This window comes from Halorientalis brevis (assembly GCF_042678165.1).
In the GTDB taxonomy this organism is placed as follows: domain Archaea; phylum Halobacteriota; class Halobacteria; order Halobacteriales; family Haloarculaceae; genus Halorientalis; species Halorientalis brevis.
In genome coordinates this window covers 15,169-37,548 of the sequence record NZ_JBHUDJ010000013.1, presented here as the reverse complement: position 1 = coordinate 37,548, position 22,380 = coordinate 15,169, and the positions used below count along the sequence as shown (strand labels likewise).

Genomic DNA, 22,380 nt, shown 5'->3' with positions numbered 1-22,380 from the left:
CGCGTGCGTGGCATCGTCAGCTACCGCTCACTGACGAAGTGATTGAGCGCACATGAACCACAGAGGGTCAGCGTCTCGCCGTCGATCTCGCGCTCTTTGGCGTCGTCGGCGATCTCGCCGCAATCCTCGCAGCGCTGGGAGCCAGTGTAGTAAGACTCGCTCATAGGCTCCCTCCGGGGACTGGTCGGGCAACCCACTGATCTCCGCTGCCAGTCAGTGATCGTTCGATCGATATGGGGTGCTTCTCTCGCTTCCCCAGTGCATCGACTGCTGCTGCAGCATCCTCTTGGTCACAGTCAAGGTAGCCCGTGAGATCAGCGGTTGAGAAGGACCAACTGCCTCGCCCGGATCGACGTGTCTTGATCGTCAACAGGTCAACGAGATCGTCGACCAGTTGATCCTCAATCTTGGTGTCTCGCGCTTCGACTTCTGGTCCTCCGTCTGTCGCTCGCAGCCTATCAGTAGCGACGGCTTGGACGGGGCTGTAGGGATTGCAGGTCGCACAGAGAGTTTTTCGATGCCCTCCAACGACGACCGGGGATAATCCAGGTCCACGGGCGCCACACTCGTCACACGTCACTATCCATCACCTCCTGCCGGAACGAGTGCGCGATCGATGACGGCCGCCAGGACATCACCATGACAGAGTGGTTCCGGCTCGCCAGCGTAGGGACAGTCACACCCCAGGCGTGCGCCTTTGAGGCCGCCGAGGTGGTTACGAAGGGCTGGTCGGGCTTCGAGCTCGTTGAACAGCGTCCGTGGAAACATCGCGACGGCCTGGCGGTGCTCGACGTCGAGGTCCGCGTATGGATTGCCTAGCCAGCCTGGATCTCTGGGCTCGGTCGTCAGCAGGTGGCCGACGGTGTCCTCGTCACGATAGACGCTGATATCCACGTCGTGGGGATCGCTCGTGGGTACGACCGTCGTCTGCGGGGTCATCGCCTATCACCGTCCGTTTCCTCGTAGAGTGACTCGAAGGACGCAACATGTGTCGCGAGTAATTGCTCTCCGTCGGCCGTGAGTTCGTAGCGGTTGGACTTGCCTTCGATGTCGCGCTTGACGATCAGGTCTTGGTCAACGAGCTCACCCAGCGCCGGGTAGAGCGATCCATTACTAATCGATTTGTCTCGCAATCGCTTGAGACCCCTCCCGATCTCCATGCCGGAGAGACAGTCTTGGCTTGCGTCCAACCGCCGGATGGTCTGCAGGATATCCCGCTGGATTGCGGACAGTCGATGCCATCGTGTCACCGGGTTTTCGGTCATGCGCCATACCCTCCGAGTAGTCGACACATGACGACCATCATCGCTCAGCTGACCCCCTACCTCGTGCTTCGTAGTTCAGAGTTGAGTCGACCCCGGCAACTGCGCCGTGAGCGAGCTGACGGGTGGTCGCACAGTGGGGACAACGATGGACTTGTCCGTCCTGATCCCCCAGCACACGCCCAAATTTGGGATTGACCTTTGAGCCACAGCCGTTGCAGACTGTTTTCTCGGGATCGTCTTCGTCGATGGGGCTCCAGTTTCGGGCACTGGCCGTCCGTGCCTCCTTCTTTGCTGGCAATTCGTCTGAGTCATCGGGGGTTTCAAGTCCCCTTGCGTGGATAGATGGCATGCTTCCGTACCGTATCTACGGGAGCCACGCGGACCCGAGGGCCTAGCTCGGGGTCCGCATTTTCGTGCGATGGACCCGAACCGTGAGTGGCGGGTCCGCGATTAACTCCCTATCTGAATTATCCCATAGCCATGTGATAAAGCTTAGCCATGCTCTAAAGCATACGCTTGCTAAAATAATTTCTCATTGATATCTTTTTATCAGTGAGTTCTGAAGACCAACTGTGCCTGGTCGTCCGCCCAAAGTTTCCGATGAAGATATTCTCAAAGTGTTCAAAGAGCGAGACGACCGTGTCCTCTGGACTGCTGAAGTTGCTGAGGAACTTCCGATCCGTCAGGATAGTTTATCGACCCGGTTGAACGAACTGGAAGAGAAAGGGCTTCTAGCAAATAAGAAGCGTCATAAGATGGCAGTCTGGTGGATTACAGAGAAGGGAGAAAAGGTGCTCGCCGGCGAGATCGACCCCGAAGAATTGAACGAATAGCTAACCAACACACGCCCCATGGGTCTGTTTGTGTTGGTTAGTCTGGTTGCCGATCGATGAACCAAGCGTCACCGGTTGCGATCAATCCACTGGCAAAACAAGTCAAAATCCTCAGCACCGGCCTGCTCAGCGATATTCCTGAGCGTGCCAGTGTCGATTCGGTCGTGGCGCGGCACGCTCACTGTGCGTATTTCGGTGTCCTCGTGGTCCTCGGGCGGGTACCACTTCAGAATCATGTGACTTCCGTTGGTTCGGACCCACTCGAAGCCGCCCACGTTGAGCAGCACCTTCACGACGTCGTCACCTGAAAAGTCGCGTGTGACCATTCGGCGTTACTGGAGGACGTCGGGGAGCTCACCCGAAGTGTTGTCGTCGGGGTCGACACCTAGCTCTCGAAGTTCACTGTCAGTCGGCGGCTCTCCTGCGCCGTAGTAGCCAGCCACCGCTTCGTCGAGGTTTTTGAGGGCGTCTTGGCGGGTCGGTCCCTGTGATGCTACGCCGGTTTCTTCGTCCCGGGCGACCCATAGCTCGCCGGATTCACCGAGGGTGAGCGTGATTTCGACCGGCGGGGTGTAGTCGCCGTCACCGCTGTCGTCAGCGTCGGTGCTCATAGTATGGGTATGGACTGGTTGATAAATAAGTCCTCGGCACACCCCCGGCCTGAAACCGCCAGCGCGGATTTAGTTGAAGAGGGACTAGTTGAGGTGGACAAAGAAGAGGGGTCCCATCCTTTCTATAGCATCTCTGAGAAAGGGGAGAAAAGGTGCTCGCCGGCGAGATCGACCCAGATGAACTGAACAAGTAGCTAACCAACACACTATCCAATTCACTCCTATTGTTGGTTAGTTACGGTTAGAGGCAGCACACTTGTTGGTGCATCACACCAACGGAAGGACTTATCTTATGTTGGTCCCAAACACCAACATAGGTAGTATAGATGGGGTCGGTCATCTACGAGGACTCAGACACGTTCGCCGACGGCTCCCGGTATGAGATGGTTGCGACCGATATCCCCCCAAGCGACGATTACCCGGAAGGGGTCAAATACCGATTCCAGTATATGGCCGAAGATGGTCGAACCCTCCTACGGTTCGATAACTTCCCCGATCACCCGAATGTCGACCGCCACCACTACCACACGCCTGACGGCGTCTACGATGATATCGAGTACACCGGCCTGAAAGATCACGTTCGGAAGTTCTATGACGAAATGGATGTCCGCCGCCAAAGGTGACTAATCATGTCAGAGGAACCTAACTCCAATACGCGCGACGAGAACAGCACCGATACCGACCAAGGCGAGATCATGATAGACGAGGCCGAAGCTGAAGCAGACTTCCTTGACGATCGTGAACCCGAGGACTACCCATCGGTACTTCGCATTACCTCTGAGTCCGAGGAGACACACCGCCAGAATGCACTGGATCGACTTGACCGGTGGGAAGCCGGCGAGGAAGTACCGCACGTCATCAATTTCCAAAACCCAAGTGATCTCCGAGCCTTGCTTACTGACCGGCGTGTTGAGCTCTTACGAAGCATCATGCGAGAACGGCCAGACAGCATTCGCCAGCTAGCTGAGCGGCTTGTACGCGATGTCAAGACAGTTCACGATGATCTCCAGGTTCTCGCCGACTACGATATCGTCCACTTTGAGCAAGCTGGGCGGGCGAAGCGTCCGTTTGTCCCCTACGACACTATCGAGGTCAGTCTTCAGATCACGACGCCAAACTCGGCTGATGATATCGCTCCGGCGTGAAACCGCGGTACCTACTCCGTACCCCACGTGGAGCGCGGCATAGAAACCTTTCCACAGAATTCGGAGTCAATCAATACAGACTGTCAAAGTATCAGAAAGTACACCTGGACACAAATCCACTATTCGTGTGACGATGGATAGAAACGAATTGGTCCAAGTCCTTACGCTCTGGTTCGTAGTTATGATTTTTATTGTGACAACCCCCGGAACTGACAACCCGATATTCAGTGCAATCGAAATCGGCTCAATTTTGCTAATGTATCTCCTTCCGTTGTGGATCATCATAGAACTCATCTCGGACTTCGTTGGGGACCAGTGAATCAACGGCAGTAGTGTTGAATTTGCAGACACAGTGAGCATCTCTACTTACTGGCTGTGAATGATCTCATGACACGCTACACGGAACAGATACCGAGGGGAGTCACTCAAACTCACATATAACCGGCATGTGATCACTGGCATCGATCCAGTCCGTGTAGTCCCCGACTGAAAACGAGGCGACCGAATCAAGGATCTCCCCTCCGGCAAAGATATAGTCAATATGGTATTCTTTGTCCTGTGATTTGTGCATATAAAAGGTGGCATCCTCCTCATTTCCGAACGCTGTGTCTGTGACTGTGTGATAGGCACTATGCAGTTCATGACTCTGCAGGATATCGACTGTCTCTGCAAAATTGCCGCAGAGAGGGCTCTTTGGTGACTCGTCCCAGATGACATTCCAGTTAAAGTCTCCGAGAACGACTGTCTGTGAATCAATCCAGTCCTGGTAGTCCTGAAGTGACCTGTATACTTGCCCGATATACCGATTTGCAGGCTGCTGTTTGTCGTTCATCGCCCAGATTCCCAGGAGGTCAATCGCTGTGTCGGTCGTCACGGGGATGCTGTATCGGCCACCGTCTCCGTCGACGAAAGCCGAATCGAGCGTAATTCCGTTACGCGCGAAGATGCCTAGTCCCTTGTGCTCGTTTTCACCGATCCAGCGCCAATCAGAAAAGTCACTCCAGTCACCGTTGGATTGAGGGCTTTCACACTCTGCGATGACGAGGATGTCTGGGTCATGCTGCAGGAGCTGTTCTTTCTTCTTTCTGAAGGCCATGTTGCAATTCCAGGTGACTAACGTGGGCATAGTGCTCTTGTTACAACTCCCATTCGCCAATACTGACGAATTTTAGATGGGTTGTTGAATGGAGGAGGATCGCAACGCCAACAGCGACAAGGACAGCTCCGAGAACCGTTCCGACCAGAAGGCCGATCCAGGTACCGGCTGATGCCCGTGGCAGTGAAGCTGGGTATGTTGCCATGTGCCAGATCGAATCGCCGAGGAATACCCCGCCGCCGCCAAGCAATACAACCCCGAGCAGGCGACTCGGAGTTGGCGTCGTGGGTTGGCTTGTGGATTGCATCACAATCTTCTCCGTCTACTAGATCTGCGTTTTCTATCAATCATGTACTGAAACAGGAACTGTGTAGGCTCGTTCATATGGACGTATGAATATGAGAGAGGACCTGATGGAATCCAGTCACGGGATGGGGCTACCGTCTATCGCCTGGCACGATCTGCGCTGGTTGATCAGTTCCCGTGACAACAGCTGATATCAGGGGAGTAGAAGAAAGTGTTTGGCTACTTTTCATATCCTGGGAATACGACTGCCATTGACATAGAGGCGAGACATTTCAGCAGAATGAGTGTTTCTGTAGACACCCCTTCCTAAAAGCTATAGATCGCAATTTCGCTCGAGCCGCACGCTGGACACGTGTCATCCGCGTCATCGACTGCATATCCACACTGACGACATTCTGTGTACAGGTCGTCAGTACGTCCCCATGCGATGAAGGTCATTGTTAGGTAGTGATATCCCGCTCACAAAGCTGTTTCTCTGACTTCACTGTTCTGTGATGACTGTAGATCGCTCACAACTAGTCCCCGACACAGCCGTCACCTGATCAATCACGTCTTGAATGATGATTGTCGCCTCATCAGTGTCATCGATGGTTGGTGGAAGTTCAAAGACCGTGAGTTCCACTGTGGCCGTGCTGGTTATCTCGCCGTCGACTGCCGCAACTCGGAGCACTGCTCCGCGGAATATTGCGATGAGCCGCTCGTTGTCGACATCAAGATACTCGATACCGGCTGCTTCGAAAGCCGAGGGTATGTTTACATCATCAGACAGCGTATACCGAGCCGAAACATCCTCGAATTCGGCCATTGGTGAGTGTCGTACCTGAACCGACTTAGCATCTGAGGTGCCAGACGGTGGGGCTGGTTCCGACACTCGCACACCACTGACAAGAGTAACAACACACCGAATTTCGAGTGATAACCGTGGTATAACCGGTTGTTCCCCGACGTTCATGGACGCTAAAGCCGCTCCCTTTTGCATGTGGCAATATAAAACAGGCAGCCTTGAACGCATTGGAGGCTGTGGGTATCGACCGCGAACGTGTCACAAGTGTCGACCGCGACAAGGTCGAGGAGGCGCTGGAGGTAACTGAACTCTCTGAATCGGATCTATACGAGATTGAGACGATCGAGTACGTCCGCAAGGCCGATGTCAACGGGACACTAAAGAGACGCGTCTGCAGGGACTAAAAGATCGTCTCACCGTCAGCGACGAAGATGAGAGGGATGTCCAGTAACTGCAAGTCAAAATCGAGGAATTAGAAGAGCAAATTGAAGAACTGACTTCGTTTAAGCCGGGTCGTGCCTATCATTCTGAACCGACTGGTGACTGAATCTATTAAGACCTTGAGTGCGCAATCTCGACGTAACAGAAAGCATATATAAACTAAGTCAGAAATCGTACTCCATGTACGACCTGACAGGCTTCCAGCGCGATCTCCTATACGTAATTGGTGGTCTCGAAGAGCCCCATGGACTCGCACTCAAAGAGGCAATTCAGGAGTACTACAAAAAGGAGATCCACCACGGTCGATTGTATCCGAACCTCGATACACTTGTTGAGAAAGGGCTCGTTGAGAAAGGGAAGAAAGACAAGCGCACGAACGTCTATAAATTGACCAGTCGAGGTCGACGCGAACTCGAAGCACGGCGCGAGTGGGAACAGCAGTACCTTGAGGAATTGTGAATTAGTGATAAAAGCCGCTAACCTCTAGAAAATGCGTTTTGAAGTGTTTCTTTTGAATTGCTGACCGCATCCTTTGCCGTCATGGCGTATAGTGAAAGGCAGAACGAAAGCATTGCACAGCCTGATAGATAGACCGATATTAGCTTAATTTCTGTCAGCAACGGCTGATCGAACACGAAGATATCAATTATTGCGAATACAGGAACAACTCCGATCGAAAGTTTCCGTAGCTTATGGAGTGTTCCATTAAGATTGGCTGGCCGACTACGATTTGCCCACACTTCGTCGATCCAAGTGAACGTTCGAATTATAAGGAAAACGAACATTGGCATTCCGAAGAGCAACAGGACGGTGGCTTCAATGAGATCCCCGTTGGCTGCCGTCTCCATAGCCACATCAAGGTTTGTGACAGCCAATGCTAGCCAAACCAGGATGAGCAGGTAGCCACCGATTGGTGGATGCACTGGCCTATCGTTATCAAGTACGTACAAGATGTGTCCTTTGAGCATTGTTATCTCCTGGATTCCTCCTCACTGTCCGAATTCGATAGTGATCCGATCGACCCGACAGTCCGGTTACTTTGGTTGCGACTGTAGGTCTGACGAGCCATTGAGGTCTGGCTACCGTTCTTCTCTGAACTACTGTCGGAGCCACTATTGCTTTCGTCCCCCATCAGAATCGACCGTTGGTTATCGGCTACCGCCATGGAACGTGGATCATATTCCTCTTTGAGTTCCTGCTGTCGTGCCTTGATCCGACGGTTGATTTTGTTCATCCGTTTACTGGTTCCTTGAGCTGCACGCTTCCCACCGCTGAGGGGAAGTTTTCCGGCTTCGGTCACTGTTCCCCCCACTGCAGATAACGCATCTTTGCCCATTCCCTTGGCCGTGCTTTCGTCTCTGTAGTAGTTCTTGGCAGCAGATTCAACGAGGCGATTTCCGGCCCCTTTGACTCCACTAACGGCACCCTGTTTTGTTTTACTGGCTGCAGTCCGACCTGCACGGCCGAGATTTTCTGCTCGTTGACGCCGACGTCTGCGACGTGACATCGATGGTGAAAAATCCACGCCGCCTGGATGTGACAGTTGTTTTCGTCCTGACTGCATACTACTATTCTGGCCCCCACCACTGCCACGATTACTGCCTGCCTGCCGAAACGACCCGACTTGTCGGCGATCACTGCCACCTGAACCCGACATCCCACCAGATCGCTGTTCACTATGGGTTGCACCACTCGCTACTGCCCTTCCAGTGCGACTCCCTGTTTGCACTGCATTAGATACCTGTGAGGAGTATTTGAAGATATATCGTGGCGCGTAGGCTGCACCCCCGAACATGACCAGACCCATGATTGAACTTTCAAGTCCTCCAGTATTTGTGATTAACTCTGTCCCAATCCGTAATAATAATGCAACAGGGATTGTCATAAACGTCAATGGTACGAACTTTGCCATCTGACTTTTTGCCCATCCCTGGACGGAGTCAATGGGGACTACCCATAGAAGGAGCAACACTGGCATGAACAGCATGTAGGCGTAGATGGCCATTTCACGCAATTTGTAGATCAGTATCACAGTGAAAAGAACGCCAACTCCGAGTGTGTACACAATTACTGCTGCGAAGATGGCACTCCCTGTCGTAGTGATCCATCCTTCTAGTGTCCCAGACATGTTCTCTGCAGCAGGGTTCAGTAGATAGTCGGCCAGTGCATCGTTGAATTTCAGGAACCACCCACCGAACCACCACCAAGAATACGCAAATGGAAAGACGAAGATTGCTCGCCGGAGAGCGATCTTCTGTTGTTTCGTGTTGAATATATTGAAGAACATTGCGAGGCCGAGAACCAAGCCAAATAGTGGCGCCACCAAGAGCTGGATATCCTGATAAATTCCCCCGTAGAACGTTTTCCACGCACCATTTGTCGGCGCCCCAAATGTGTAGATATTATTTGGATATGGTGTGTTTGTTAGTAGTCCAAATGCAGTCTGGATGACCGGCTCGAAGATTGATTCACTAATCTCGTTTTTGATCGACGTGAAGACGCCTTCGAGTGCTTTCTCAACACCATTCAGGATCGCTTTTTTGATGCCCATTGTTTGCCGTTCTGTGGCTTATTCAGTCGGGCTTGTGAGTGTTAAATACTTTTTAAAATCGCTATTAAAATTAATTCTAAAATCTGAAGCGAAGTGGTGGAACTGTCACTTAACTGGCTCCCAGGAGTTTACGGCCCAATCTGAACAGCCGTACACAACACTGAACCGTTCTGGTTCACCAGAGAGTGTGTATTCTACTTTGATCTCTTTTGTATATCCCGATGCTGTATTGAATTGCATTGTTGCCACTCGCTTTTCGCCAGAGCAACCACCTTTACTCAGATCGCCTTCGGTCAGCGAATGTGTTTGGAGTGCATCATGCGATAGTCGCAGCGTGGCTTCTTGCCCGGGGCTCAGATGACCAACCGCTTTTGAATCAACGAATGCAGTTGGAGAGCTGAAGAGGTCCTTCCGTTCGGGGTTGGGAACATCCCCAGACACACCAAGTTCGGTGTTCGTCATGTCCAGTCTAAAGTCGCCTGTATTTGTGACATCTAATTCGAAGGTTTGTGAAGGGTGGTCCTCTGGTGCGTAGATCCGAACATCTTGGATAGAAATAGATCGATCCAGCTCAACGGATTGGCGTTCAACTTCCGTCCCGTCCGTTGTGGCGACGAGATCGTAGGCTCCGGAGGGAAGGTCTTCGGAGAGTGCAAACTCCACAGCTGACCCGGCACCCAGGGATTTGCGCTGTTTCTTGACTCCGTTGCTGTCGTAGAGCCCGATTTTATCAACGTCAGTATCTTCCGAAATAGTCACCCGAAGTTTTGCGTTCCACTCACCAGCGACACTCTCCACATTCGCAAAGACACTGCTGTCGTTGCTGTCGTTCGATGATTGATTACTGTTTGTCTCATTCCCTGATTCTCCTGGGGTATTTTGACTGCAGCCGGCCAGGGTAGCCGCAGCGGTCACTCCAAGGCTCATCAACATCGATCGGCGGGTGGGTATTCTTGACATGTGTGAAATCTCTAATTTTCTAGTGGAAACTTTTGTGATTTGGGCTAACCAACATTTTGCCGATACAGTGAATCTGTTGGTTAGCTATTCATTATCGCTGTCCGAATGGCACACAGATATCCAATCACCAATCATGGTGTGAATACAAATTGGAATAACAAAGGGAATCCATAAACAATTTCTGATAAACTCAGATCGGTAAACAGGACTCTGCCGGCCGATGGCAAAGACAATCTTCTTCTGGGATGTTGTTAAGCCACTCTCAAGAACCAGTCTCTTTACACGATGTCATAGCTACACTGCTAATTTCGTAGCATGTCGTAGTCGAAGCCTGTTCCACGCATCCGTTTTGATATCTGCCAGGCTTCATCTGCGATTGACTGTACTTGGTCAGGTTCCGGTTCGTCTATCCCACGGATCTCGTCGTGTAGTCCATCGAGACGTTGGTTCCCACCGGAATGGGACGCCTCACTCTGAAGATTTTCTATTGCTTCAGTAATGTTCTCGGCAATTCGCACGACATTCCGTTCATCGATCTCTGGGAGATTCAGGAGTGTCTCCTGTGCTGAGGTCAGTCGTGATGGCATATTGGCATTCCGAATTCTAAATACAAAAGACTATTCTAGATTTCATTGTGTGTGAAGTTGTGTCTAGTTTCTTCTTCACAAACATTCGCTCTGCAGTGCGAATCATTTCTTCCAGTTCACGTCTCTTTTCGGTGGTCAAGACAACAAAGATCGATGTTCTGTATCAGTATTGACCACAATTGTTGTACGAGAGCAGAGTTCGAGAACGAGCGTTTTCTTGAGACTCTCTCAAAGACCGGTCCCAATACTACGGAATCTTTCTCGTTTCGGAACACACCTGATGACAACTACACTAAGATCAACTTGGATCTGTGTCATGACTCCTGTGAAGTGACTGTCTGTTCACAAGTCGTCAGACAGGTATCTGACGGGGATATAAGTCTACTGGCCAAGCGCTTCCACGTGGAGTGCCCCCGATCTGCTGTGAAGGCTCCACACCACCCATCCTGTGGCACTCCCCCCTACGTCAATCAAACCGAATGTAGCAGAGCATTTACCACCGATGGCTTAGTGTGACGAAGGGTAGAGATGCGACGTCTAGACCAGAAGGAAATCGATGAGTTACTTGTTCGGCGAGGAATCGGCGTCCTTGCAATGGTTGATGACAGGCAACCATATGCCATCCCGATCTCATTCGGCTATGATTCTTCTCAGATGGTGTTTCCAATGCAATGGGGCGGTGGATACAATAGCCGAAAAGATCAGGCAATCAATTCAAACCCTAATGTGTGCCTGACTGTTTATGAACAGGATAGTAATGATAAAACAACCTGGCGGAGTGTCGTCACCACTGGCGAAATCTACGAAATTGATGAAGATACGGAAGAGCAAGCATACGCGAGCTTAGCTGCAAATGCAGAGTTTCCGCCCGACTTTGGTGTCTGGGGAATTCCGTTTGAGGATGTTGAATTCCGTCTCTTCGGATTAGCCACCGAGAACTGCACCGGCCGTGAATTTTCGACAGAATACGAAGGTTGGAACTAAGGAAGGCACTTTGCTCTGCCTGCCTAGTACCGGCCTTGTTTAGCTGGGAGGCTCGAAAAACAACCCTTGTTCGTGCTCTCTCCTCAATATACCTTAGACGGGCTCCGAGCACGTTCCCTCACGACTGTAGCGATCGTACCGACCCCTGGAATAAATCATATTTAACTAGATTCATTCTGGCAATATTTTCGAATCTATTAAACACCCAACGTATGAGTGTCAACGTATGGCTATCGAGAAGACAGCACCCTCCAGCGGCGAAGACTTGTCACAGACTATCTTCGGTGGAAAACAAATGTCCGAAGATGAACTACGCGAGACCCTGAAGAACAATCTCCGCAGTATTATGGACTCGACGGGGGCTGCGATGCGGATCGTCGACACGGACTTCAACGTCATTCTCGAAAACGAGCAGATGAAAGAGATGGGTGGTGTGGAAGCTGAGGGCAGTGACACGCTGCAGTGTTTCGACCAGTTCTGCAACCCAGAGGTGTGTGGGACCGGCAATTGTACGCTGAAACAGATCGTCGATGAGGGGAAAGACGAGATTCGCGTCGAAGTTGAGAAGGAAAGTTACGATGGCCGCGTAATCCCGACAGAGTTGGTCGTGAAACCGATCCACGACGCCGATGGGAACGTTGTGGCGATCAGCGAAACCTTCCACGACATTACCACACGACGGGAGGCCACTGGCGGGATCAAAAACGCCGTCGACGATCTGAAAGTTTCTGCACAGCACGTAGCGGAAAACTCTGAAGACATCAGTGCCCAGGCCACAAACCAACTCGAATCCATCGGTGAAGTGGCGAGCGAAGTCTCTTCACTGAGTGCAACCGTCGAAGAGATCGCTGCCACCGCCGACGAAGTCCAGCAGATCAGTGAACAGGCGAGAACGAAAGCTGAAGCTGGGGAAGAGGAAGCCGCCGAGACCATCGACATCATGGATCAAGTCGAAACAGCCTCCGATGAGGTGATGAGTGACGTCGAAGAGCTTCAAGCAAGTATCCAGCAGATCGATGAACTCGTCGACGTCATCAACGACATTGCCGACCAGACCAATCTTCTCGCGCTGAATGCGTCGATCGAGGCTGCCCGTGCAGGACAGGCCGGGGAAGGGTTCGCCGTCGTCGCCGACGAAGTGAAATCACTCGCGGAAGAATCACAGGAGCGCGCGGGGGAGATCGAATCGATCGTTGGCGATATTCGAGAAAACACTGACGAAACCGTTCAAAGTCTCGAAGAAACAAATGAGGTGGTTCAGGATGGCGTCGAACGCGTTCACAGCTCAAGCGAAACCTTCCAGGACATCGCCGAAGTGGTCGAAGAAGCGTCCGATGGCGTTGACGAGGTCGCCAAAGCCACTGACGATCAAGCTGCCAGCGCTGAAGAGATCGCGGCGATGGTCGACGAGACGGCCGACGGCTTCGAGCAGGTCGCTGAAGAAGCCCAGAAGATTGCCTCTGCCAACGAGGAGCAAACAGCCCAAATCGAAGAAATCAGCCGCGATGTTGACGCCCTGAACGAACTCGATATCCAATCAGAACTGTAGCGGTTCGCTCATTCGCGCTGGATTGGTTTTCCACTAAGTCTCCAAGTTTGTCTACGAAGATTTCTGTAACAGTCAAAAATGAAATTATGGCATAATAACTGGCGAATCTTACAGATTTCGCATATCCTTTCGGACCCGTTGTCGCGATTGGGGCAGTTACCACACGTCAGTGATCGCGTGACTTCGGTCTGCGCACAACAAGGTAGTCACTGAGACTTTCGATACACTTTGCAGGGACGCACAGGTGGCCATTCTCTGTCGTCTCGAAGCCGGATATCTCAGGTTTTGCTGGCTCGACTAGCACGTATTCCAGTGCTCCTGTTTGATGATCCATCGTGACGTTGTAGATCGTGCCAAGTTCTTCACCGTCCGATCCGAGGACCGCTGTGTTGGAGAGCGTGCCTGCGAGGACCTTACGCATATCCGCAACTGGATATCGCCCCTTCAAAAAATGAATGGAAACTCAGCTAGTTCCAATTACTGTGAGTATTCTCTCAAAATGAATGTTGCTGGGTTGCCGGGTCGTTTAGCTATCGTTGGAGTAACCCATCGCAATTAGTTCTGCAAGCACATCATCTGGATTTTTGAGAGCTGCACGATATGCCGCTTCTCGGATATCGAATTTCGGGATATCCCGGTCGAGTTCTGTTTCTAAATCTGATTTCAGTTCCCGTTCTCCAGAGGCAACATCATCATGAACGAAAAACGTGAGCCGTTCATCACGCTCGAATTGGACTGATTTGTCTTTTATTGCGCGCCGCACGATGTACGGCCGACCGTCTGACTCTGTGGAGACATCGTTGTCTGTTCCGATCGTAGGCTCTTCTGGCTCTGACTCGGATGGCTGTTTGTCCTCTACCACAGCATCTTCCTGGCCCTCTTCTGTAGACTCTTGGTTGTCGTCATCATCTGCCCACAGATCATCACCGGAACCTGATTTTAGGCCTGTCATGCTCTAACCCCCGTTTCTTCTTGGGAAAGTTCGCCTGGCTCTGGAGGGTTTGGTGCCGTGAGTCCGCCTTCGCTTTCTAGATGACGTGCTAACTTGTCGAATTTCGCTATCGTTTCCAGTTCGTAGTCTCGCTGTCTGTCGCGATGTTCTTGTACATACCTGAACGCACTGCACTTCTTTTTCCAGCATCCTTCAAGCAGCGAAGTGCGATCACGCATCGTCACTGGGACGTCGAATCCCTGTGCTTCAATCTCGCTGACAATTTCTTCCTGGTCTGTTGTTCCCTTGAATCGATTGGGGACTGCTGCCAAGACGCCAATATTGATCTCCAGTTGCTCTTCGAGGTTGCTGACCAGATCATTGAGACCATCAACTGATGCTTGGCCTTTGCCAGACGGCTCAACTGGGAGCACTAAATTCCGGGTTGCATCGAGCGCATTGTATAAGTGCGGACCTGAGCTCGCAGGTGGATCGACAATTAGAACATCGTATTGCTTGTGGATCTCTGCTTCACGTAGAACTCGCTGCAACTGTGTCCACATCGGGAAAGACTCACCAAAATCGCTACGAGCTTCCCTCTCCTTCCGAAGGGTCTCTCCAAGGTCCTCTAGCCGATTGTGTTCTGGAATAATGTCAACTCCCTGTTCGGCAGTCTGTATGAGGTCTGTGAAATCACCTATTCCTCGACCGACAAGGTGGTGAACAAGTGTGTCTATCTCACTGTCTGCTCTGTTCTGATCGACATCTAACAGGTGACTGAGGTCACCATCTTGGGGATCAAGCGGGACCACCAATACGTCAAGACCAGCTCGTGCATGAGCCACGGCCAAGTTTGCTGAGAGAGTTGTCTTCCCAACTCCACCAGCTTCACTGTAAACAGCGTATGATAGCATTCTACTAACCCCTTTGTTTGTTACCAATATAAAATTGTGTCAGACGTAACATCCACAACACACAACTATTGAAAACAACCATCTGAATCAAGTGGTTGAAGCAGGTGTTTGTAGTATCTATTTGTAACGAGCGTTTGTAACACTCATTTGAAACAGAAGGCTGAAACAACTAATTGCAGTTAATATATGTAACAAATAATTCTATCGATGACTTGCAGCTATTGTTTATATCAAGCGTGTTTAATTGGTGTTTGTAACGGATGTTTGCAACCACTGATTGTACTATTTATTTATGACGAGTGGTTGTACGAGTATTTTGTAGCTACTAACCCACAGACGAGTTTTATCCATCACTCGGGGTTTCAGGTGCTACATACTGACTTTTGATCTTCCCACCCTCCCGCCACTGAAGGTAATAATAACCTCGTCCATCGATCTGCTTGGTCGTGAGAGTCCCCTTCGAGCCTTCGATGTCGGCGTTCTCTCGGGCCTCGTCGATCTGTTCAGCCCACTCGTCCTCGTCCCACTCCTCGGGCACGTCCTCGTCGACGGCTTGCTCCTCGAGCTCATGTTCGGCTTGGGCCTCGCGATGATCGGCCAGCGCTGCGGCGTACTCGGCGAGATCTCGGAGCGTCTGGGCGTCCTGTTTCTGCGCTCCTTCCCGGAGGTACTTCGGCAGGGATGACGGCGCATCCGGCTCGACAGGCTCGTCGCTCATGTCTTGGTTGTTCTCCTCGACAGCGGTCAAGTCTGTCGGGTCGACTGTGTCCCCCGACTCCACGGCATCGACAGTCCCAACCTCAACGGTTTCTGCATCCGGGCCAGCGGAGAACTCAGCCTGGATTGCCGACCATTGGTCATGTGCATCGCGATGGGATTGGATCGTAAGCATTCCCTCTTGACTGTCGTGCTCGACGTCGTGCGCGAAGATACGCAGGTTTACGTTGTCAGCCGGCGTGTCCCACGCCCCAGTCCCGATGTCGGTGACTATTCCCTGGTAGACGTTCCCCCCGGCCGAGACAGCGATCACGTCGGTTCCGTCGACGTCGGATAGCAGGTCTGGCCGCTCCGAATACTCGAGCCGGTCAACAATCGCCTCTGGCCGGTTTCCCTCTAGAATCTCCTCGACGTCCTCCGGATCATTGTCCAGGAGGAACTCGGCCAGCGTATCGACGACGTCCTCCTCTGCCGTCGTGTCGATCACCGCCCGGTAGTCACTGTTCGTCGCGATGATCTCGACGCCGGCGTCGACCTCGTGCGTTCGGACCCGCTCAATCCGACCGAACCCCTCGTGGAACTGCTCACCGTCGTCACTCCTGTATCGCCAGCCGTTCGCATCGATCGGCAGCCCCTCTGCCGTCAGCATATCGGGGTCCGAAAGCCGTGTGAGTTCGAAGTCGGGAGTCACGACCAGGGTGTCGTCGCCGCGCCGTTCGATCAACCAGTGTTTTTCCCCGTCTATCCACACTGGATCGACGTTTGGACCCTCGGGGTAGTCCTCGTCAAGAACGGTTCGCAGGTCGTCTGCATCGTTGTGGACGCCACACAAGAGATTCCCGTGCCCGCTCGTGACACATCTGTACTCGTCGCCGTACTGCCCGTCCTCGACAACTGCTATGCAATCGGCGTTCGCGAACAGGTGGTGGTCCCTGTCGTGTTCTGGATGGTCGGCGACGTCCTCGGCGTATAGCAAGAGCCGTCGTGGGTCCCACGTCTCTCCTCCAACCTCGATGGGTTCGAGCGCGGTCAGCCGGCGCCACAGTGGTCTCACCCTCGGTGCGATCGTCGCGAGCGCGTACGCGATCTCACCTTGGATGTCGCATTTCTCGACGAGGTCGTCCCGCAGGTCCTCGTTGGGGCCGGACTCAAACTCGTCGACGCGTCGGACTGACCGGGCCTTCTCGTGAGTGCCACACAGCGGCGCGTCTCCATTCCCACACTGTGTACCGGTCGATCCGACAATCGCGAGACAACCGTCTGGGTCGTAGTGGATGTCTGCTTCCTGCGCCATGACTTACTAACCAACATACACCAATTTCGTATAATTTTGTTGGTTAGTCGTCTCGTGAGTGTACCCACCACACCCATCCCTTCTGCTTGCCTGGTTTCCGTCCTTGAATGGTGCTTTCCGGGTCCTGACTGTAGCTTCTGAGTGTGTCCCGGACAGTTCGAGCAGTCACCTCTTTATCGACGTCGGCGCAGATCTCCTGGGTGTCAGCGACCGGGTATGCGGACGATGTGATGCTCTCGATAGCGTCGAGTAGGTCATCTTCGGAGAGTTTCGGATTGCGTCCGCGGCCCATCTAACTCGGCTGTTTCTGTCCTCAGGGCTTGTTTTATTCGGTGCAAAGAAACAATCGGTCTCTATGGCGAAATTTCTTCTATGCACAGAAAGAAAGAAGTGCCGTTGAACTGACTGTAAAAATATGGTTACAGAACCAATAGATACGGACCCTTCTGTAGATAGAGCATCCTTACCGCCGTTTTACGCAGAGAGTGAAGAACCATCACACGACATTCAATTCTACATCGGGTGTCTCTCTGCTGGAAAGACCATAACGGCTCAAACCCACTATAAACGTCTTGCCGAACGGAATCCAGATAGGCCACTGCTCGTTGTAGACCCCCTTGGAATTTGGGAGTTTGTGGACGACCTTCCCGAAAATTGCTCCCGATATGCACCGGATGAGCGTCTGATAGATCCAATCGCAGCCGACGATGAATATATCGAATCAATCGGTGTGGCGGCGAAAGAAGCCCTCTCTGAATGGTCTGAGCAGGGAGAGGAGGCAGAACTGTTTATCGACGATGCCTATCTAGTCTTGGATGCGTTAGACCTGAATGCCGAGCTCGGTTCAATAGGCGACAAGACGCTTCGTCTCATTTCCTCTGACTACAGTATATTGCGAGAGGAGTTGGAGGTAGAGCCCGCGCAGATCCACATTCACCGTATCGAAGATAGAGAAGAAATCTGCCATCTACCGCTGTCGGAAGCGGAAATCACATATGTCCTTAATGTCACGACAGGCGACCATTTAGCGCCTGCAGGTGTTCTCACCCTCGATCACAGTGGAGAGACTACCTGGGCTCGGTGCGTTCTCACTGACGAAGAAGCTAACCTGCTATTGGATTGATGACGAAACAAAAAGCCATACAGCTAAAAAAGAAGCGTAGGATAGCTGTCTCGGTTGGTTTCGTCTCACTGTTGCTCGCGACCGTCTTGTTGATTTTGCCAACCTACTTCCAATCACAAGGGTTCCTTGGGAGCGGGTTGCTTGCTGTTACAGTGATTGCTCTCATTCTTCATATCCTGTACACACGATTGCTGTCTTACCCAATCTGATGTTGAAAAATGAATGTACGGTGGCCGATCCGGTTTTCCTAAATTGATGTTACAGCCCCGCTACCTCTAGAATATTGATAGTACCATTTTCGAATAAGCTCCGAGATTCTGTATAGCGACATGCGATTTATTCCCACCAGTCATATTCTGGCCGGTATCGTTTGTTGTGTGGTTGTCTGTCCTCGACACTGACGCAACACAAATTGTTTGTGAGTTGTCTGGAATTGGCTACTACCCGAAATCGGCATTCTCAGAACAGCCATCTCAAACAGCGAGCCTTCTTCTCTTGTGAGACGACGGTCGATTCCGTCAGGACAGTGTTTTCGACGAAAATCCTTGGGCCAACCACTGCGAAATCGGACCCACAGATCGACACCGCCCCAAAGGTCGACAGCTATTCTGGGTGTGATCACGAGCTCCGAGATACTATTGCACTATGAGAAACCGGCCGGAACGGGAAGAACTGGATATCAATCCCAGTATCTGCCACGAAACAACCCGCCGAAATCAGTGAGATCGCGTTGACGTACTGCAGAACAACAGCTTGTTCATGAGTACCTCAGAAGCCTATACGACTGACTGCGACGAATATGTTGACAGTTTCAGCCGAACCTGTGTAAGATTGAAGCACTCCTGGTAAACTCTATTTCGCTATAGGCAAGTCATTTAACCGAATAGTTGAGACTGGATCTCTTAATGCATATGGTGTGAGCTATCTAAGGATCATCAAGCGTTGCTAAATCTATTTGAGCTCAGTCGAGATGTTCTACTTGCTAGCGCTGTTGGCTGTTACCGTTGATCTCGCGTTATGATGGCTGAGTGAGAGCGTATAGAGTTCCGTTGGTTGTTTGTGCAAACACTTGCTCGTCACCGGCACCTAGGAGAAATGTCTCACTGGAAATCGTCGTCTGAGCTTGCTCAAATGAAGAGAGTCTATCGACCCACGTGACCTGTCCGGCATCTGTTCCGACAATGAACCTGTCCAAGGTCGAAGTTGTTTGTGTTACGGGCGTCTCAAAGCGTCTCTCATAGCGTTCCGTACCGTTCTGAAGTGAGAGCTCATATAATGTCCCAAAAGTACCAGAAGGTGCTTGCGCTGTCGACTCTGCAACTAAAAGGGATGATTCAGTTTTGTGGACCCCTTGAACTCGGGCATCCATTCCAAATGACGATCGCCACTGGAGCTGGCCAGTTGTCCGATCAAGTGCGGCGACGTTACCGTCTGCTCCAACATATACATGGGTATCGACAGGAAGAGGGCCGACAGTTGTTGACGGCCAGTCCTCCGGCTGCCACGCCCACAGAAGTGTTCCGTTACTGGGTGAGAGTGCGACGACGCCTCCTTGGTTACCGAAGTAGACCGCCGTATCATCAGATGCAAGTTGGTCGTCTGGTGCGGCAATCACGGTGAAGTCGATTCCATCGATCGACGACTGCTCCCAGCGAAGTGTTCCATCACTCGTCTCAAGGGCTGCAAGGGAGCCGTTCGCCGCGTAGAGGGTCTCATCCGAAACAGTGAGCGCTGAAGCGAGGTTATTCACGGCCTGTGTCCACAATTGCTCACCACTCGATGCATCGAACGCGTAGATCTGTGCTTGTGCACCACGGGGGCCGCCTCTCTCGCCGGCGTAGATGCGTCCATCTGAAGCAGTGAGGCCAGTTATTCGTTCTAGATCAATATCCCACTGTCGTGTCCCGTCTGTTGCATCAAAAACCGCGAGCTGGCTATTCCCAGATTGACTGCTATGATACCCACCAACTGCAAGCCATCCGTTCGTTACACAGGGTGGGGACAGTGATGTTGGTTCAGGAACTGATGCGGTCCATTGCGTCCCATCTGGCGATTGTGAAAGAATTGTCCCCGAGCAGCCAGCGAGGACACCTGCCAAGAGCGTACCACTAGTGGCGAGGAACGAACGGCGGGAGGGCATACAGAAATCCACCCACCCGAATCATATAGACATTCTGTAAGCTATATCTAGAACCCACTCTGTTACATCCTCACTCTACATCTAACGATTAGCTGCACCAGTCCTGTTTCGCGACTGAGGAATCCAATAGAGCTACTGAAACCACTATAAAGGTCAGTTAGACGGACTCTTGGGCATGTCCGGGCTATCTATTCGTAGTGGTCGCGACTCGCGAGTCTCGATGCAGTGTCTTTCGACGAATCGCACACCACCAGCACGTCGAGTGGCCCACATATGACTCGACGCCGCTGTACGATCGAACCTCGCTCGCCGGGTTAGAATCGGACGTTCGAGTCGTCTCGAGTGCCTGGTTTACGCACCCTGATCATAACTCACTCGAACAGTTGGTCTGCTCGATTCCTCTGGCCTACTTCCGCTTCGAGGCCCACGACTGCTATGGAAGTTCGACACGCTACGAGATGGATACCCTCTTTCGCGTGTTCGTGCTGAAAGAACTCCACGGATGGAAGCACGAAACATCTCTCGTCGAGTACCTCGATGGCCAACCCGGATTCTGCGGACGCCTAGAGTTTGGGATGGTGCCCGATCAATCGACACTGTGGCGCAGTTGGAACGAGCGCTTCACGCGAGATCTCCGCGAGACGGTCCAGAAAGCAGCTCGAACGATCCTCATCAAAGCGCAGAACGCCGATGTCACCGTCCCCCGCGAACCAGAGCAGATCCTCCCGGCTCGTTGCGATGACGTGGACGAATCGGTTCCAGACGACCGAGCCATTCTGGACAATGCCGATAGAGTCACCGAGCACGTCAGCCGTGTCGTGTTCCCTGCGTTCTCGCTCAATCGTGGCGAAGGCTCTAAGGTCCACGAGCACGCTTTCTGGGACCTACAGACGTATCTCGGACTGCGCGAGCGGCTGGCTGCAAACGAGGGTGCTCGCAGTTTCGTCCACGAGTCAACGCGGGAGCGGACACCACTCGGACACGCCCACCGCGACCACATTCGTGATCTCTCTATCGAGCAGATTCGAGCGATGTACCGGCAGGCGATTCGACGACTCATTGATGAGGTCGCAGAGACGGAGAAGTTCTTCCGGGCAGGGATCGTCGCTATCGACATCACCGAGGCTGCTCCCTTCACCGGCGACCGGACCGGCCACGAGGACGAGATCATTGGGACGAAAGAACAGACCGACGAGTACGCCTATCAGTGGGCGACCGTCCAGCTGGTCGGGAACGCTGTCCCACTCGTCTTCGATGCCCGCCCGGTACGGAAAGGCGAGTCACGACTAGAAATCGTCGAGGACTTGCTGGATTCGGCTGAAGAGCTCGTTCACGTCGATAACGTACTGATGGACCGGGAGTTCGATAGCCAGCACGTCCTGGAAATGATTAGTCAGCGCGGGCACTCCTACGTCGTTCCGAAGCGGATGCAGACCAGCGAGAAAGCCCAGGCCAAGCGATTGCTCCAGCGCGATCAAGGCCGATATGAAACTGACCGGAAGCTCCACCTCGGCAAGAACGAGTGGCACGAGACGACGCTATCTACCGACGGAAAGAGGACTCCGAGCACGACGATCACCGGCAGTATTCGGTGTTCATGACGAATGGGGGGAGCGGACACCTTACGGAGTACGGCTACAGGTGGGAGATCGAGAGTGGGTACAGGTCGATCAAACGGTTCATGGCGGCGACAACGTCGAAGAATTTTGAGCTGCGATCCTTCTACTTCGCGTTTGCGTGTCTGCTGTACTCGATCTGGCGAGCTGTCGATCTCCTCGTCCAAGCCGAATTGACTGGCGAGTATGAGCACTCACCGGTGATTACAGCGGACAACACGCTGACGCTGCTGAAGAAGGAAACTGGAATCGGGTAGAGAGACACTCTGTCTGGGTTAGCGCGCCGTCTGAGTGGCTACACTATTGGACGTCTGAAAAATTTGCCCATACGGTTGAAGGTTTGACAAGAATGGCCGCTTGGAGAGTAATCTGGAGCAGTTTCCGCTGACCGAATCGGTCAAATTCGCGCATCACAGGCCCGCTAAATCCACTGTAGTCTCAACTTCAGCTACGTAGCCGACGGTTCGGGCCTGTTTCATAACCAGAAACCCGGCTTGGGGATATAATAACTGAACGACTCATTGACCCGTATG

24 protein-coding genes and 2 pseudogenes are annotated in these 22,380 nt (G+C 52.4%); 9 read left to right on the top strand and 17 right to left on the bottom strand.

From position 1 onward, the window contains the following. Positions 1-20: 20 nt before the first annotated feature. The 4 genes from ACFR9U_RS16120 to ACFR9U_RS21410 all read right to left on the bottom strand — a co-directional run bounded on the left by ACFR9U_RS16120 (position 21) and on the right by ACFR9U_RS21410 (position 1,614). The gene (locus ACFR9U_RS16120) at positions 21-164 is read right to left on the bottom strand and encodes a hypothetical protein (RefSeq protein WP_247381978.1); all 144 of its coding nucleotides are present in this window, start codon (positions 162-164) and stop codon (positions 21-23) included. A 415-nt stretch (positions 165-579) separates the two neighbouring features. Beyond that, complete coding sequence (locus ACFR9U_RS16115) at positions 580-939, bottom strand: DUF4326 domain-containing protein (protein ID WP_247381976.1); 360 nt, start codon at positions 937-939, stop codon at positions 580-582. Next, a complete protein-coding gene (locus ACFR9U_RS16110) occupies positions 936-1,265 on the bottom strand; it encodes a PadR family transcriptional regulator (protein ID WP_247381974.1) in 330 nt (109 codons plus the stop codon). The genes ACFR9U_RS16115 and ACFR9U_RS16110 overlap by 4 nt, the downstream gene beginning before the upstream one ends. Before the next feature lie 37 nt (positions 1,266-1,302). After that, positions 1,303-1,614 (bottom strand): DUF7563 family protein, encoded by a 312-nt coding sequence (locus tag ACFR9U_RS21410; RefSeq protein WP_428222022.1) that lies wholly within the window; start codon positions 1,612-1,614, stop codon positions 1,303-1,305. Between the two features lie 223 nt (positions 1,615-1,837). On the opposite strand from ACFR9U_RS21410, the gene ACFR9U_RS16105 reads away from it, so the two are divergent. Next, positions 1,838-2,098, top strand: coding sequence for a hypothetical protein (locus tag ACFR9U_RS16105; RefSeq protein ID WP_247381972.1), 261 nt, complete (start codon positions 1,838-1,840; stop codon positions 2,096-2,098). A gap of 68 nt (positions 2,099-2,166) precedes the next feature. On the opposite strand, the gene ACFR9U_RS16100 is transcribed toward ACFR9U_RS16105, so the two are convergent. Further along, a complete protein-coding gene (locus ACFR9U_RS16100; RefSeq protein WP_247381970.1) occupies positions 2,167-2,424 on the bottom strand; it encodes a type II toxin-antitoxin system HicA family toxin in 258 nt (85 codons plus the stop codon). A gap of 6 nt (positions 2,425-2,430) precedes the next feature. Further along, the gene (locus ACFR9U_RS16095; RefSeq protein WP_247381967.1) at positions 2,431-2,709 is read right to left on the bottom strand and encodes a type II toxin-antitoxin system HicB family antitoxin; all 279 of its coding nucleotides are present in this window, start codon (positions 2,707-2,709) and stop codon (positions 2,431-2,433) included. A 326-nt stretch (positions 2,710-3,035) separates the two neighbouring features. Here ACFR9U_RS16095 and ACFR9U_RS16090 point away from each other — a divergent pair, with 326 nt between their 5' ends. After that, positions 3,036-3,332 (top strand): toxin-antitoxin system TumE family protein, encoded by a 297-nt coding sequence (locus ACFR9U_RS16090; RefSeq protein WP_247381965.1) that lies wholly within the window; start codon positions 3,036-3,038, stop codon positions 3,330-3,332. Between the two features lie 6 nt (positions 3,333-3,338). After that, a complete protein-coding gene (locus ACFR9U_RS16085; protein WP_247381962.1) occupies positions 3,339-3,854 on the top strand; it encodes an HVO_A0114 family putative DNA-binding protein in 516 nt (171 codons plus the stop codon). Positions 3,855-4,275: 421 nt separating this feature from the next. On the opposite strand, the gene ACFR9U_RS16080 is transcribed toward ACFR9U_RS16085, so the two are convergent. Both ACFR9U_RS16080 and ACFR9U_RS16075 read right to left on the bottom strand, forming a co-directional pair. Then, positions 4,276-4,980 (bottom strand): endonuclease/exonuclease/phosphatase family protein, encoded by a 705-nt coding sequence (locus tag ACFR9U_RS16080; RefSeq protein WP_345893433.1) that lies wholly within the window; start codon positions 4,978-4,980, stop codon positions 4,276-4,278. Positions 4,981-5,737: 757 nt separating this feature from the next. Continuing rightward, positions 5,738-6,061, bottom strand: coding sequence for a hypothetical protein (locus ACFR9U_RS16075; RefSeq protein ID WP_247381957.1), 324 nt, complete (start codon positions 6,059-6,061; stop codon positions 5,738-5,740). Positions 6,062-6,246: 185 nt separating this feature from the next. Here ACFR9U_RS16075 and ACFR9U_RS16070 point away from each other — a divergent pair. Then, positions 6,247-6,587, top strand: a pseudogene (locus ACFR9U_RS16070) (DUF7983 family protein); the annotation flags it as partial. Positions 6,588-6,661: 74 nt separating this feature from the next. Further along, complete coding sequence (locus ACFR9U_RS16065) at positions 6,662-6,940, top strand: PadR family transcriptional regulator (RefSeq protein WP_247381955.1); 279 nt, start codon at positions 6,662-6,664, stop codon at positions 6,938-6,940. A 17-nt stretch (positions 6,941-6,957) separates the two neighbouring features. Here ACFR9U_RS16065 and ACFR9U_RS16060 read toward each other — a convergent pair whose 3' ends face one another. From ACFR9U_RS16060 to ACFR9U_RS16045, 4 genes are all read right to left on the bottom strand, one after another. Further along, positions 6,958-7,449 (bottom strand): hypothetical protein, encoded by a 492-nt coding sequence (locus ACFR9U_RS16060; RefSeq protein WP_247381954.1) that lies wholly within the window; start codon positions 7,447-7,449, stop codon positions 6,958-6,960. Between the two features lie 2 nt (positions 7,450-7,451). Further along, positions 7,452-9,032, bottom strand: coding sequence for a hypothetical protein (locus tag ACFR9U_RS16055; RefSeq protein ID WP_247381952.1), 1,581 nt, complete (start codon positions 9,030-9,032; stop codon positions 7,452-7,454). A gap of 105 nt (positions 9,033-9,137) precedes the next feature. Further along, positions 9,138-9,992 (bottom strand): hypothetical protein, encoded by an 855-nt coding sequence (locus ACFR9U_RS16050; RefSeq protein WP_247381948.1) that lies wholly within the window; start codon positions 9,990-9,992, stop codon positions 9,138-9,140. Positions 9,993-10,294: 302 nt separating this feature from the next. Then, complete coding sequence (locus ACFR9U_RS16045; RefSeq protein ID WP_247381946.1) at positions 10,295-10,579, bottom strand: hypothetical protein; 285 nt, start codon at positions 10,577-10,579, stop codon at positions 10,295-10,297. A gap of 528 nt (positions 10,580-11,107) precedes the next feature. On the opposite strand from ACFR9U_RS16045, the gene ACFR9U_RS16040 reads away from it, so the two are divergent. Beyond that, positions 11,108-11,563 (top strand): pyridoxamine 5'-phosphate oxidase family protein, encoded by a 456-nt coding sequence (locus tag ACFR9U_RS16040; RefSeq protein WP_247381943.1) that lies wholly within the window; start codon positions 11,108-11,110, stop codon positions 11,561-11,563. A gap of 226 nt (positions 11,564-11,789) precedes the next feature. Continuing rightward, positions 11,790-13,112 (top strand): methyl-accepting chemotaxis protein, encoded by a 1,323-nt coding sequence (locus ACFR9U_RS16035; RefSeq protein ID WP_247381941.1) that lies wholly within the window; start codon positions 11,790-11,792, stop codon positions 13,110-13,112. Between the two features lie 166 nt (positions 13,113-13,278). On the opposite strand, the gene ACFR9U_RS16030 is transcribed toward ACFR9U_RS16035, so the two are convergent. From ACFR9U_RS16030 to ACFR9U_RS16015, 4 genes are all read right to left on the bottom strand, one after another. Further along, on the bottom strand, positions 13,279-13,533 hold the full coding sequence (locus ACFR9U_RS16030) for a PRC-barrel domain-containing protein (protein WP_247381940.1): 255 nt from the start codon (positions 13,531-13,533) through the stop codon (positions 13,279-13,281). Between the two features lie 105 nt (positions 13,534-13,638). Further along, positions 13,639-14,064, bottom strand: coding sequence for a DUF7970 domain-containing protein (locus ACFR9U_RS16025; RefSeq protein WP_247381939.1), 426 nt, complete (start codon positions 14,062-14,064; stop codon positions 13,639-13,641). Further along, on the bottom strand, positions 14,061-14,957 hold the full coding sequence (locus ACFR9U_RS16020) for a ParA family protein (protein ID WP_247382075.1): 897 nt from the start codon (positions 14,955-14,957) through the stop codon (positions 14,061-14,063). The genes ACFR9U_RS16025 and ACFR9U_RS16020 overlap by 4 nt, the downstream gene beginning before the upstream one ends. A 343-nt stretch (positions 14,958-15,300) precedes the next feature. Further along, positions 15,301-16,968, bottom strand: a complete 1,668-nt coding sequence (locus tag ACFR9U_RS16015) for a DUF6788 family protein (RefSeq protein ID WP_247381937.1) — start codon at positions 16,966-16,968, stop codon at positions 15,301-15,303. Between the two features lie 415 nt (positions 16,969-17,383). Here ACFR9U_RS16015 and ACFR9U_RS16010 point away from each other — a divergent pair, with 415 nt between their 5' ends. Continuing rightward, positions 17,384-18,091, top strand: coding sequence for a hypothetical protein (locus ACFR9U_RS16010; RefSeq protein WP_247381936.1), 708 nt, complete (start codon positions 17,384-17,386; stop codon positions 18,089-18,091). A 1,015-nt stretch (positions 18,092-19,106) separates the two neighbouring features. On the opposite strand, the gene ACFR9U_RS16005 is transcribed toward ACFR9U_RS16010, so the two are convergent. Continuing rightward, positions 19,107-20,231 carry an outer membrane protein assembly factor BamB family protein gene (locus tag ACFR9U_RS16005; RefSeq protein ID WP_247381935.1) on the bottom strand — a complete coding sequence of 375 codons (1,125 nt, stop codon included), beginning with the start codon at positions 20,229-20,231 and terminating at the stop codon, positions 19,107-19,109. A 197-nt stretch (positions 20,232-20,428) separates the two neighbouring features. Here ACFR9U_RS16005 and ACFR9U_RS16000 point away from each other — a divergent pair. Then, positions 20,429-22,104, top strand: a pseudogene (locus tag ACFR9U_RS16000) (transposase). Positions 22,105-22,380 lie beyond the last annotated feature (276 nt).